Genomic DNA, 13,121 nt, shown 5'->3' on the forward strand with positions numbered 1-13,121 from the left:
TTTTACATCGTAAACACTAAGCTCATTAATACAACAGGCGGTGAGTTTATTTATGCTTGATTCAAAATTTCAGCCCAATGCAGACTACACCGTTCAAACGTTTCTAGATTTGGTGGGTCAAAATACAGATGTTGGTTCCAAAAAATTATGGCTGTCCCCCACAAAATATATATGCATTATTTATCTCCAAGGATTAGTCGACGGAGAAAAACTTGATAATCTCACTCAGCATATTGTTGAGACCAAAGCAAAAAGTGAAACGCAAACACTCGATGACATCGATTCGTTTATTTCTGTCATTAAAGACAAAGAAGTTTATACATACAAGCAAGCGATCTCGTGTTTTTTTAAAGGTCAGCCCTTGCTGTTCATTAGCGAAAGCACCACGGCATATTCGCTGAATATGTCTATGACCAAACAGCGCTCTTTAAGTGAACCTACAACAGAAAAAGTAGTGCGTGGCCCTAAAATTGCGCTTATCGAAAACTTAGATGAAAACCTTGGTCTTTTAAGGCAGCGTTCTACCGAAGAAGAAATGGTTATTGAAGACATTTACATTGGAAATACAAAGGAACATCGAACAAGTATCGTTTTTCATAATAAACACTGTCAAACTCACATCGTGAATCAAGTCCGAGAGAAATTATTAGACATTCCTTTAGATAACATTCAAGACTCAGGAATGATTGAAGAATTTTTAGAAGAAGCACCCTACTCACCGTTCCCTCAAGTGCAAAATACAGAAAGACCGGATCGCGTTCTCGCTGCGGTGAATGAAGGGCGAGTAGCCATTTTAGTAGATGGCTCTCCTTTTGCTCTTTTAGTACCTACAACTTTCGATATGATTATGAAATCACCCGATGATTATTACGAAAGATGGATAGCGGGTTCATTGCTAAGATTACTAAGGTACTTGTCTATTTTTATTACCCTATTCTTTTCAGCTATTTATATTTCACTCGTTTCGTTTAACCAAGGTCTGCTTCCGACGGAGCTAGCTATCACTATTGCGGCTACACGAGAAAACGTTCCTTTTTCTCCTTTTATCGAAGCAGTGGTCATGGAAGTGACGCTTGAATTATTGCGCGAAGCCGGGCTGCGTCTCCCTACTCCTGTCGGACAAACAGTTGGACTTGTAGGAGGGGTTGTGATTGGTCAAGCAGCGGTGGAAGCCCATATCGTTAGCTCCGTTATGATTATTGTTGTATCCGTATCGGCAATTGCGTCCTTTACCGTTCCTCAGTATGGAATTGGCCTTTCGTTTCGAATTTTGCGTTTCGTATCTATGATGATTGCAGCAATCTTTGGATTATACGGAGTTACCATGTTTTTCCTTGTTCTTGTCATTCATCTAACTAAGCTCGAAAGTTTTGGTATAGCCTACTTTAAACCGTTTTTTGCGTTAAATAAAAAAGCGTGGAAAGACTCTTATGTTCGTCTTCCAAACAAAAGCCTAAAACAGTCTAAAAATAAATCAAAACAAAACTAACAAAAGGAGGACCATATGCAACAATCACAATCAAGCAAGCTTCTTTCAGATTTTTACGCCATTTCAATTATTTCTTCAACTATGCTTGGCGTCGGTTTATTAACACTGCCAAGCAGTATTACAAACCAGACAAATAATGCAGACGGATGGATTGTACTGATTATGGACGGTCTTTTGTTTATTGGAATTGTTCTTTTTTTAGTCTGGATGGTTAAGTATTTTACAATTAGCTGTATGTTTGATTTTACACAGGAAGTAACCGGCAAGATAATTGGAAATATCTTCAACTTTGCTATGGTCGTTTATTTTACATCTGTAGCAAGCTTTGAAGTAAGAGCTATGGCAGAAATGATTCATTTTTATTTACTGGAAACGATGCCCATTGAATTAATTATTCTTTCGTTTATTTTGACAGGCGTTTATTTAATCACGGGAGGTATTGATTCTATTGGAAAAGTAATGGCACTATGTTTTCCTGTAACGGTCATCATTCTTCTTACCTTATACGCTCTTAGCATCGGTATGGTGGATTTAAAAAACTTGCAGCCTGTATTAGCTGACGGATTCAGCCCGCTTCTTGCTGCCTTTACAACCGTCTCTGTTTCTTTTTTAGGGATTGAAACCATTGTCTTTCTTCCGAAGCATATGAAAAATAAAAATCACTTACGAAAAGTTTCGATCATCGGATTTTCTATTCCTTTACTTTTGTATATTATCACTTACGTATTAGTTGTAGGCGCTTTATCCGTTCCGGAGGTAAAAACAACCGTTTGGCCTACGATTGAATTTGTTCAGACGCATGAAGTAAAAGGAATTTTCTTTGAGAGGCTTGAATTATTTTTACTTATTGTCTGGCTTCTTCAGTTTTTTTTAACTTTTGTAATGTATTTCTTTTTGGCTGTTTCAGGATTTAAAAAGATTTTCAAAAACCGGTCAACTACCAATATTATCTTTCTTGTGCCCATTTTATTTATGAGCTCGTTAGCCCCCAAAACAGCAAGCGACGTGTCCCATTTTTCAACGGTATTAGGCTGGGCATTTTTAGTGACATTTTTAGTTATCCCTCTTTTTTTCAGCACGTTAATGAAAATAAAAAAGGTTGTGTTCAAATGACGAAAAAATGTCTTCCTGTCATGATGACCGTTTTTTTATTATGCGGCTGTATGAGCCATCGGAATATTGAACAACTTGCTCTTGTTATAGGAGTGGCAATGGATATTACACCAAAAATCGAACCAAAAACAGGAAAAAATCAGCTTGTGCTGACTCATCAAACGTTAACCGAAACGGAATCCGGAAATATGTCTTCTTCCATTCCATACAAAAACATTACAACAGCCGGCCCTACCATTCATGAAATCACACGAAATATTTCGCTGAAATCTGACCCTATATACAGCCAGCATCAGCGAGCACTTTTAATAGGAGAAAAAGCGAGCAAGACAATCCCTCTTGATGCGCTTATCAATCAGTTTGTACGTGATAATGAAATACGGCGCAGCAGCCTTGCGTTTGTTACAAAAGGAGACGCTAAAAACGTTTTAACGATTCAAGGAATGTCTGTGCCTCCAGTCAACTTAATTTACGAGCTTGTTTACAATAAATTCAAAACGAATAAAATTCTAAATCCCTTAACCATGGGAGAGCTATCGGCTAAGTTAAAAACAGATCAAAGCTTTTTAATACAGCGGCTTTCTAAAATAAAAAACAGCGTTGAAATAGACGGCGCGGCAATCATAAAAGATAAAAAAGCAAAATTCACCTTAACTCAGCACCAAGTGGAGGCTTTAACGTGGTTAACGGGGAATATTAAAGGCGGAATTATTTACGGCAAACACGGTCCATACCCCTTTTCCTATGAAATTGGAGATGTTCAGCAAGATGTGAAGGCCCGCATTGATTCAAATCACTCCCTTCATTTTGACATCAACGTTCAAACAAGCGGCAGGCTATCAGAAGATTGGGAGACTTCAAAACAGGCTCTTGCCGCCTCTAATGTAAAGAACACCGAGAAAAAAATAGAAAAAATTATTCGAAAAGACGCAGAAAAAACACTTCGCTTATTACAAAATAATTACAAAGCTGATGTGCTTGACCTGCATAATTACGTACGAATTCATCATCCTCATTTTTGGAAAAAACATCAGCATGAATGGGATGAAATATTTAGCCAGTCGACCATCGACTATCATGTCGATGTTCAAATTAAAGATTTTGGTACACAGGGCAGAGATTAGTCTTATTACTCAACGCCAGCTTCAGTCAGCTCTTTTTTCTTTAGTTCCATAATCGTGAACTTATCGGTATAGTTTTTGCTGATGAACAGCTGGCGTTCATCATCGTTATTAAAATAAAACTTTTTATCGTCCTGATATTGAAAATTCACTTTTTTCTTTTTCATTTGTTTAATAAACGTTAAATAGTCATTTGAATGAATGAGGTACCTCTTAGGCTTATCAGATATTTGAACAACATCTTCACCTGAAGACTTTAATTTTACAATACTCCATGCAATGGGAAGAGGATTACCTTCTTGAAAGATCGTTTTGTGAAAAATAAGCACAAAGAAAGCAGCTGTAACAATTGAAATAAGAACAAGCTGTTTTTTCACCGTCTATCACCCTTTCTTCACGTCGTTACTACGTTAAGTAATACGACAGGCGTATGAAAAAACCTGTTCATCCGCAAAGGTTGTGTAAAGAAATAATGCAAAATCAACAAAATATAACAGTTTGGTTACCTTTTGATTAAATAACATTACTTCTTTACAAATTTAGCTAATCACGTGATAGACTAAATTCAACATATTAAGTCAGGACTAAACTAAATGAGGTGTTGCGTATGACCACAATGCGGCTTCAATCATACTTAACAACAATGTTTCCAAATGTTCAAATGAAAAGACCTCTTTTTTATAACGCGCCTGCGGGTATTCGCTTTACGCTTACCAATCAAAAAGGCGTATGGGAACGAGAATACATGAAAAATGTGTACGCACGCGCTTACGAAATTTTTGAAACACTCCATGAAAAAAATGATGAGCTGCTGCTTGTTTTCAAAGCGAATGCTGCACAGGATGATTTACTTTTAAAAAAGAAAAAAGAAACAGCTATTAAAAAATTCATCCGCTCTCGCCTGAAGAAACAAGAAGTTCAATCCGTAGCATTATTAAATAACGCTGAGTATATTATTGCCTGTAAAACAAATGATGTGAAAGAAAAGCTTCTTTTGCAATCAATTGCCAACCGTGATCTTCATATTCATCCGGCTATTGAAGAAGAGTGTTACATTGTGAATTTGAATAAAGAAACCATCTTCCACCTATACGACGAGCGCGGCCTGGACATCGTATCAAACAATCAGTCTTCTCTTCAACTGCTTCAGCAAAAGTTTCACGACTGGATTCTAGATATTGATGCAGCTTGTTCAAAAAAAGTACAGTAAAAAAGCAATCATTCAGTAAAGGAATGATTGCTTTTTTATTAGGCTTGATGGACAGGAGACGCTTTTTTTAAAAACAGCCAGTTGATAAGAAAGAGTAGGAAGCTTACGATAACCATTGTTCCGAATGTAAGCAATAACGACCCGCTCGAAAAGCTTTTTATAAAATGAATAATCGGTTCTTTTGTTACTGGAATTGTGAACAGTAACACCAGAACAGCACCGCTGATCATCCCTCCTGTTTGCCCGAATTTGTAAACAATGCTGCCAAGCAAACACGCGGCTGCTGTAATAAAAAAGATAAAGACAGCGTCCGTTAAAAAGTGAACAGCGAGAGTAGGATCATGGAAGATAAAATCACTTGCATAATAAAGCTGAACATTCATTAAATTCAAACTATTAATCACCTTCATTGAAATGCTCATGATGACAACATTGATAAAAGACATTACAATTGCAAATAGAGCAAAAACACAGGTCATCGTTGAAAGATATGCTTTACGAGTAGCTCCTAACTTTAAGCAAAAGGAAAAACTTTTTCGAATGATAATAAAACTTACAATACCTGAAAAGATATACTGCGGCATACTTGTTACTAACAGAAGATGCTCATTCACCTGACTGAACACTAAAATATCTACTGCAACAAAAGCTAGCAGAATCGTCCAAAAGCGAATCATTAAATACTTTAGTTCAACGTAGAGCGAATAACTAATGGCTGCAAACTGTCCTTTCATTACGCTACACCTCCACGATTGGCTGTAAGATAAATCATAATATCCTGTATGTGAACGGCTTCTACATGAAACGAACTGTCGACAAGTTCTTCAGCATAAATATCTTCATTAAACAGCACTATTTTTTTCTCTCCCCCGAATACTTGTTCATGGATGACTTGCTTTCCTTTTTCATACTCTTCAATTTGACTTTTAGGTCCTTTCACACTTACACAGCGCTGCTGCAAATTTTCTGCTGTATCCTGAAGAATCAGCTTTCCTTTTTGCATAATAAGTACTTCTTCAAACAAATTACTTACTTCATCAATTAAGTGCGTTGAAATAATGAACGTGCGTGGATATTCTTCATATTCATCCAATAAAAGCTCATAAAAGCGCGCTCGCATCGCAGCATCAAGTCCAATATAAGGTTCATCAAAAATTGTGATGCTTGTGCGAGAAGATAACCCAACAATAATTCCTAACGCTGATTCCATACCTTTAGACAATGCCTTCACTTTCCTATTACAATCTAAATCGAACTCTTCCATAAGCCTCTCAGCAGCTTCCTGGCTCCAATAAGGATAAAAAAAGGAGGCAATTTTTAGCACGTCTTTGACTTTTAATGTTTTTTTGAAATTTCCGCTTTCGTTAATTAAGCAGATGTTTTGTAGAACAGAGCGGTTTTCAAACGGAGATTGATTTCCCACTTTTACCTCTCCTGTTGTAACTGGAATATGTCCGGCTACAATTTGCATCAGAGTCGTTTTACCTGCTCCGTTTCTACCTAGCAGTCCGTATATTTTATTTTGTGCTAGCGTAAGTGAAATATCCTTTAACACTTGCTTAGATCCGTAGCATTTATTTAACAGCTGCGCTTCTATATTCATTCTATTTCCCCCTTGTCTAACAGCTCTTTTAACTCGGTTACCGTAATTCCTAAATGCTGTGCTTCTTTTTTCAGCGGAACGATAAAACGGTTATAAAATTCTTCTTTTCTTTGTGTAAGCAACACTTCTTTGGCACCCGCACATACAAACATCCCGATCCCTCTCTTTTTATACAATATTCCGTGGTCAACTAGCTGATTAATTCCTTTAGCTGCCGTTGCAGGGTTAATGCGATACATTTTGGCAAATTCATTCGTAGACGGTACTCTTTCTTCTTCTGGAAAAGCATCATTTAAAATATTCTCTTCGATGGTTTCTTTGATTTGTTGAAAAATTGGTCGCTGATGATCTAATGATTGTTTCATTTTGACTACCTCACTTAAGTGGTTCATTACTCATGTAACTAACTATATAACTAACTGGTTATTTTTTCAAGTGTTATTTCCAAAAAAAGAAAAAAAGTCCGTCAGTTAGTTACTGACGGACTTTTTCATTTGACTGTTGAACCACTTTACCGTTCTTTTTACTAGCTCATCCTGCTGCTCTTTAGGAGAAATACTGGCTTTGTTGTCGCCTTTTTGTTTCCCGTACATTCCAAACTGTGCGTGATTAGCTCCTTTTACTTGGACCAGCTCCGTATTTTTTGAAAGTAAATGCTTGGTTTCTTTAATTTTTTCAGGCGTCGACAAACCATCTTTCTCACCGGTTAAAGACAAAATAGGGTAAGTGGAGGTTGAAAAATCATTTTTATTCATCGGATACGATGCTAAAAGAACTAAGCCTTTTATTGAGTTTTGATGATCATACGCATAAGACGCTGCACTCACTCCTCCAAGGGAATGCCCTCCGATAAACCATGCGGCAATCTTCGGGTAGCTCTTCACAATATCCGTCGCTTTATTTTGACTAAAGAAGCTCATATTAAACGGAGAATCTACAACAGCAACAAGATATCCTTCATTTGCAATTTGCTGAGCATAATAGCCATATGCTAACGGCTCTACTTTAGCACCTTGATAAATAATATAGCCGGCCTTTATCTCTTTGTTCGTTTGAGGCTTAAATACGTAATAATCGTCTTTTTTCACTACTTTTTTCTCATCTACCAGTGAGTGAAGCTGTTTTGAAGGTTCATAATCAAAACCCGACCATATAACAAAAAAAGCCGCGGTTACTGCAACAAGAACGGCAAGACTGACTCCTAGTATTTTTAACGTTTTTTTCATGTCACTCCCTCTTTCTGTTTTTTTACTATGTACTCTTTTTATATCTTTTAGACATTTTACATGTTTGTTTCAAAGACATACAAGAAAAAAGAGGGGCTCAATATGCATGAAGCAGCAAAAGTAACGTAAACCATTACAAACAATCAAGCAGAGAAAGCTAAAAATTCGGCTGTAAGCTATAATAAGGGGCAGTCTCATTAGCAGACAACCTTCATTAATGAATATCTCGTTTCTTAAACCTTCCTCCCCTGACTTCAGCAATAGCTGCTACAGCAAAAAAAGCAGATGGATCTATCTCATCGATAATCGCTTTTAACTTTGCTTCTTCAAGCCTGGTAATAACACAAAAAATCACTTTTTTATCATCTCCCGTATACGCACCTTCCCCGTTTAAATACGTGACGCCTCTCCCTAAACGAGCAAGGATTGCTTCACCAATTTGTTCATATTGTTCGCTAATAATCCAAGCTGACTTGGACTCATCTAAACCTTGAATCACAATGTCAATCGTTTTAAAAGCAATGAAGTAAGCCATTAAAGAATACATAGCGCGGTCCCAGCCAAATACAAAACCGGCACTTCCCAAAATAAATAAATTAAAAAACATAATCGTCTCACCTACGGAGAACGGCGTACGCTTATTAAATAAAATAGCTAATATCTCGGTGCCGTCTAAAGAACCTCCGTATCGAATAACAATTCCTACTCCCACACCGAGAACAATTCCGCCAAACACAGTTGCTAAAAGAGGGTCGCCTGTTAAGACCGGCAAGTCGTGAAAAATAGAGGTAGCAATGGATAGAATGATAACACCTAATAGCGTAGATAGCGCAAATGTTTTTCCAATTTGCTTGTATCCAATAAAAAAGAATGGAAGATTTAATACGAAGATATAAAAGCCGATTTGAACATCCGTTAAGTGGGATAAAATAATAGATATACCTACAATTCCACCGTCAATAACCTCATTAGGGACAAGAAAAAATTCTAGCCCGACGGCCATTAAAAGAGCCCCCACTAAAATAAATAGCATACGCTTTACAATCATTTTAGCTGATAGCGAACGATGAACAACCTTTTTTATTTCATGATTCGTTTGCAGCACATAACTTCCCCTCCTTTTTGTGATAGAGACATCAATTACTAACTAAACGCTCTATTTTAATATTATCACAAAATTCAAACTATTTATCTGCTCTTTTACAAAAATTTCATCTAACGAAATAAATTATGCATATATTGGATAAAATTGTAGATGATAACAAGTGAATAAATGCCCGAGTACGTTCAAAAGTGAATGCACCCCGACCACTTTTCATACGGGATTAACAGGACAAACTTAGATTAAAAGGAGAGTAAAACGTTATGAACCGTGTAAAGATTATTGCTGCTTCTTTACTCGCAGTTTTATTGCTAGCTTTTTCAGATAATTTCACTTCTGCAGCTGTGCAGGAGGCAATGATACGAGTTGTGCATGCATCACCTGATGCACCTGAAGTAGATATATATGTGGACAATCAAAGCATCGTAGTCGGCGCATCGTTTAAAGATGTGACAGATTACCTTAAGGTACCTGCGGGGTCTCATAAAGTAGAGGTATATGCTATAGGTACAAAAGGAAAAGAAAAACCTGTCATTTCAACTAATGTAACCGTCGAAGCAAACAAAGCCTATACCCTTGCTGCTATTAACCAAGTTGCACACTTAGAATTAAAAGTAGCTCAAGATGATATGAACGTAGCTAAAGGAAAGAGTAAAATCCGAATTGCTCACTTTTCTCCAGATGCTCCCGCTGTTAATGTAGGTATTAATCACGGCCCTACTTTGTTTAAAGACACTGCTTTTAAACAAATGACAAATTATTCTGAAGTAGATGCCGGAACTTATGATTTAACCATCGCAACTAGTCAAGACAATAAAAAAATACTGGAAATTCCAAATCTTAATTTAGAAGCCAACACGGTCTACACGGTGCTCGCTATTAACAAAGCCGACAGCCTTGAAACGCTGTTATTAAAAGATAATACCGCTATGCCTTCCGAAATGCCAAAAACCGGTATGGGCGGTGCTTCAGAGGATAATTATAATTCAATTGTGCCTGTTCTTACTTTATTGGGAATTGGAGCGGTCGCTATATTTGTTGTTCGTCGTCACAGAGGATACGAAAGCGAATGAAATGGATAGGAGGGGTTTTCACCTTTTCTTTTATACTATTCATGAGCAGCTGGTTTGCCCAATCAGCATTTGCAAATAGCTCGACGGATTTTGTTGTGAAGATGGCTGAAACAAAATCGGCTCAATCCTTGAAATCTTCAGGGACCGCTTCTACACCTCTTCCATCTCAGCTTATTATTCCGAAGCTTCATATCAAGGCTTTTATAAAAGGAATGGGCCTTACTAATCAAGGTGAAATGAGCGTTCCTGATAATGGTCATGATGTAGCATGGTTTAAGCTTGGAGCAAGACCCGGAGAGGAAGGAAATGCGGTCATTGCAGGACATGTTGATGACCAAAAAGGACCCGCTATCTTCTATCATCTCGACAAGCTCACAAAAGGAGATGAAATTTTTGTAACCGATCAGCAAGGTCAGCAGCTGGCCTTTGTTGTTACCAATAAAGCTTCTTACCCCCGAGAGTCTGCTCCTATCAGAGAGATTTTCGGTCCAACTTTTCAACACCAGCTTAATTTAATCACCTGTACGGGAACATTTGATCATAAACAGAAAACTCATGAGCGCAGACTCGTTATTTATACAAGCCTCCGCCCGGAAAAAACAGCCGATGTTTCTCACTAAACATCGGCCTTTATTACTTTTAATTACACACTGGTTCGTTTTATTTAAATATTTACACAGCCTTAATATGAACACAACATCTCGCTGGTAAACTAATGCACGACCCCTCAATAAAAAGGAGTTTTGATATGAGACGAAAATGGTGGTTTGTAAGCTCACTCACTTTTTGTTTATGCGGTATTTTTATGTTTATACATACGCAGGCAGCTTCTACTCAAGCAGAAAAAGTAGCCATTATTGCTCATCGAGGCGCATCAGGATATGAGCCAGAGCATACGATGCAATCTTATCTCACGGCCGTCCAGCAAAAAGCGGATTACATTGAACTTGATCTTCACATGTCTAAAGATCAGCAGCTTGTAGCCATTCATGACTACAAAGTTGACCGCACGACAAATGGAACAGGATATGTAAAACAGTATACAGTGAAGCAGCTTCAGCGTTTGAACGCAGGAAAAGGCCCTAAAAAAGCCGTCATTCCAACTTTAGAAGAAATATTCCGTACGTTTGGCAATCGAACAAACTATTATATTGAAACAAAATCTCCTCATGAATATCCAGGTATGGAAAAGGAGTTGTTGACGTTGATGGCTAAGTACAACATTCATACCGATCACGTCATTGTACAATCATTTAGTCCTGAAAGCTTAAAAACCATCCATCGATACCGACCTACTATGAAACTAATTCAACTGATTCGTTCTAAGCAAACCAATATGTTAACAGATCAGCAGTTCAGACAAATCAAAAAGTACGCAAACGGCATCGGTCCTAATGCAAACACGCTGACAAAGTCATATGTACAAAAAGCTCGCTCATATGATTTAGACGTTCATCCTTATACAGTAAATGATGAAAAGCAAATGAGAATGCTTATTGAGTGGGGCGTAACCGGCATGTTTACTAATTACCCGGATCGTCTTTATAACGTGCTTCATAATAAATAAACACTTGCCGCGGCAAGTGTTTATTCTTTATACATCTCTTCTATTAGCTCTCCACAAGTACAGGCTAATTAATGCTATGGCATAAAGCAAAGCCCAGCCAAACACCAAAAATTTGTTTAATCCTTCGTTAATAAATTGAATGATTGCAGATACGGGTGGCAATACATACAGCAGCAGTCCGCCTCCTTGATACGGAAATGAAACACCTGCCGCTGCAAGCGTAATGATTAAAATAAATAGAGGTCCAAACCACGATAAGCTGCCTTCTCTTACAACATCTCTTGTAAAAACAAGACCTATGCTCATACCAAGCAAACTAAACGTCCAGTGAATAATAAACCCAAACACCATTTGCTTAGTGGATATATCCACTTCAAACATATCAAGCAGCACGGGATAGGCAATTGAAACCGCTGATAAAAATGTAAACAGCAGAACACAGCTAATAAGTTTGCTCGTAAAGTACTTATTCTTTTTCCCTACGTGAAGTTTTGTAATAACTTCTTGACTGGAATCTTCCGCGTGAAACAGCGACATTGTAAACCAAGTGGTTAGAAAAAAGAGGAAAAGCGCCGTATTAAAAAAGCTATCAAGCACCGGGTTCGGTCTATATGTATAGTTCATACACAGCGAAATAATATAAAGTGCAAGCGGCGGAATATATCGATACGATTTAATATATGTAATAAAATGATAGCGAATCAATGCACCCATCTTAAATTTCTTCCCTTTCCATATGATATAGCTTTACAACTTCACCTTGAACAGCAAGTAATTCTGCAAGAAACTCGTTTACATATTTTTTATCTATATAAAAAATCCAGTAGTTTCCGTGCTGTTCAATTTTCGTGCACTTTTCTTTTAATAAACGAAGTGGCTTATTAAGAATCACATTTGCCTCAATAACCGTTAAATGCTCAATGAGTTGAACGCGCTCATTTTTTAAAATGCGCTGTGACCCAATGGTGATAACACGATCTGCTACAGCATGTATGAGCCTTTCTTCATGACACGTAAATACAATGGTCATCCCTCGTTCTTTTAGCTTTGTAAAAATTCGTTCTACTTCTAGCTGAGCACGCGCATCTAATCCTGATAGAGGTTCATCAAGCAATAGCAGCTTAGAAGAACTCAGCAGTGCTTGCATCATGTTGACTTTTTGCTTCATTCCTTTTGAAAAAGAAACGATTTCTTCATGTCTAAACTCTACCATTTCGAAAGTTTCGAGCAGCTCTTCAATTCTAGAGCTGCGCTTTTTCTTAGACAATCCTTGAATTCGTCCCATGTGCTGCAAATAACCTACTAGGGTAAAACGCAGCTCCTGAGGAAATTGCTCTACCACAAATCCAGGCGTACCGGTTTCTTTATCAAGGTGAATTGTTCCTTTAGTCGGTTTAGATAATCCGCCAATTAGCTTTAAAAACGTACTTTTTCCCGCCCCGTTTTTTCCAACAATCGCAACAGTCTCTCCTTTATAAAGGGTCGTATGAATGTTTTCTAATACGGTATGTTTTTTGTATACTTTTGCAACATTTTTTAATTCAATCAGTTTTTCCATCCGCTGCCTCGCCTCTCCATAATCCTATATGTTAAATCATAGCATATTTATGGGGAATG

The 13,121-nt window shown here is 37.5% G+C and carries 15 protein-coding genes; 7 read left to right on the forward strand and 8 right to left on the reverse strand.

The window, feature by feature from the left end:
• Window positions 1–52: 52 nt before the first annotated feature.
• The 3 genes from CEQ83_RS19285 to CEQ83_RS19295 are packed head-to-tail and all read left to right on the forward strand — an operon-like array spanning window position 53 to window position 3,726.
• Window positions 53–1,489 carry a spore germination protein gene (locus tag CEQ83_RS19285; protein WP_028415089.1) on the forward strand — a complete coding sequence of 479 codons (1,437 nt, stop codon included), beginning with the start codon at window positions 53–55 and terminating at the stop codon, window positions 1,487–1,489.
• A gap of 15 nt (window positions 1,490–1,504) precedes the next feature.
• Window positions 1,505–2,602, forward strand: a complete 1,098-nt coding sequence (locus CEQ83_RS19290; RefSeq protein ID WP_098113576.1) for a GerAB/ArcD/ProY family transporter — start codon at window positions 1,505–1,507, stop codon at window positions 2,600–2,602.
• Window positions 2,599–3,726: a Ger(x)C family spore germination protein gene (locus CEQ83_RS19295; RefSeq protein WP_098113575.1), complete on the forward strand. Its 1,128-nt coding sequence runs from the start codon at window positions 2,599–2,601 to the stop codon at window positions 3,724–3,726. The genes CEQ83_RS19290 and CEQ83_RS19295 overlap by 4 nt, the downstream gene beginning before the upstream one ends.
• A 5-nt stretch (window positions 3,727–3,731) precedes the next feature.
• Here the strand turns inward: CEQ83_RS19295 and CEQ83_RS19300 are convergent, their stop codons facing one another.
• Complete coding sequence (locus CEQ83_RS19300) at window positions 3,732–4,100, reverse strand: hypothetical protein (protein ID WP_028415092.1); 369 nt, start codon at window positions 4,098–4,100, stop codon at window positions 3,732–3,734.
• 230 nt (window positions 4,101–4,330) lie between these two features.
• Here CEQ83_RS19300 and CEQ83_RS19305 point away from each other — a divergent pair, with 230 nt between their 5' ends.
• The gene (locus tag CEQ83_RS19305; RefSeq protein ID WP_013058688.1) at window positions 4,331–4,933 is read left to right on the forward strand and encodes a DUF3885 domain-containing protein; all 603 of its coding nucleotides are present in this window, start codon (window positions 4,331–4,333) and stop codon (window positions 4,931–4,933) included.
• A gap of 38 nt (window positions 4,934–4,971) precedes the next feature.
• On the opposite strand, the gene CEQ83_RS19310 is transcribed toward CEQ83_RS19305, so the two are convergent.
• From CEQ83_RS19310 to CEQ83_RS19330, 5 genes are all read right to left on the reverse strand, one after another.
• Entirely contained in the window at window positions 4,972–5,667 is a 696-nt protein-coding gene (locus CEQ83_RS19310; RefSeq protein WP_033579869.1) for a hypothetical protein, read from the reverse strand.
• Window positions 5,667–6,536: an ABC transporter ATP-binding protein gene (locus tag CEQ83_RS19315; protein WP_028415094.1), complete on the reverse strand. Its 870-nt coding sequence runs from the start codon at window positions 6,534–6,536 to the stop codon at window positions 5,667–5,669. The genes CEQ83_RS19310 and CEQ83_RS19315 overlap by 1 nt, the downstream gene beginning before the upstream one ends.
• A complete protein-coding gene (locus CEQ83_RS19320; protein ID WP_028415095.1) occupies window positions 6,533–6,901 on the reverse strand; it encodes a GntR family transcriptional regulator in 369 nt (122 codons plus the stop codon). The genes CEQ83_RS19315 and CEQ83_RS19320 overlap by 4 nt, the downstream gene beginning before the upstream one ends.
• A 105-nt stretch (window positions 6,902–7,006) precedes the next feature.
• The gene (locus tag CEQ83_RS19325; RefSeq protein WP_049166054.1) at window positions 7,007–7,762 is read right to left on the reverse strand and encodes an alpha/beta family hydrolase; all 756 of its coding nucleotides are present in this window, start codon (window positions 7,760–7,762) and stop codon (window positions 7,007–7,009) included.
• Window positions 7,763–7,976: 214 nt separating this feature from the next.
• Window positions 7,977–8,867, reverse strand: coding sequence for a YitT family protein (locus CEQ83_RS19330; protein ID WP_013058693.1), 891 nt, complete (start codon window positions 8,865–8,867; stop codon window positions 7,977–7,979).
• Window positions 8,868–9,127: 260 nt separating this feature from the next.
• Here CEQ83_RS19330 and CEQ83_RS19335 point away from each other — a divergent pair, with 260 nt between their 5' ends.
• The 3 genes from CEQ83_RS19335 (at window position 9,128) to CEQ83_RS19345 (ending at window position 11,504) form a co-directional block, all read left to right on the forward strand.
• Complete coding sequence (locus CEQ83_RS19335; RefSeq protein WP_033579867.1) at window positions 9,128–9,937, forward strand: DUF4397 domain-containing protein; 810 nt, start codon at window positions 9,128–9,130, stop codon at window positions 9,935–9,937.
• Window positions 9,934–10,557: a class F sortase gene (locus CEQ83_RS19340; RefSeq protein WP_028415098.1), complete on the forward strand. Its 624-nt coding sequence runs from the start codon at window positions 9,934–9,936 to the stop codon at window positions 10,555–10,557. The genes CEQ83_RS19335 and CEQ83_RS19340 overlap by 4 nt, the downstream gene beginning before the upstream one ends.
• Before the next feature lie 128 nt (window positions 10,558–10,685).
• On the forward strand, window positions 10,686–11,504 hold the full coding sequence (locus CEQ83_RS19345) for a glycerophosphodiester phosphodiesterase family protein (protein WP_154989791.1): 819 nt from the start codon (window positions 10,686–10,688) through the stop codon (window positions 11,502–11,504).
• Window positions 11,505–11,531: 27 nt separating this feature from the next.
• On the opposite strand, the gene CEQ83_RS19350 is transcribed toward CEQ83_RS19345, so the two are convergent.
• The gene (locus CEQ83_RS19350; RefSeq protein WP_028415100.1) at window positions 11,532–12,218 is read right to left on the reverse strand and encodes a hypothetical protein; all 687 of its coding nucleotides are present in this window, start codon (window positions 12,216–12,218) and stop codon (window positions 11,532–11,534) included.
• A gap of 1 nt (window position 12,219) precedes the next feature.
• Window positions 12,220–13,062 carry an ATP-binding cassette domain-containing protein gene (locus CEQ83_RS19355; RefSeq protein ID WP_028415101.1) on the reverse strand — a complete coding sequence of 281 codons (843 nt, stop codon included), beginning with the start codon at window positions 13,060–13,062 and terminating at the stop codon, window positions 12,220–12,222.
• Window positions 13,063–13,121 lie beyond the last annotated feature (59 nt).

This window comes from Priestia megaterium, assembly GCF_009497655.1.
GTDB lineage: Bacteria > Bacillota > Bacilli > Bacillales > Bacillaceae_H > Priestia > Priestia zanthoxyli.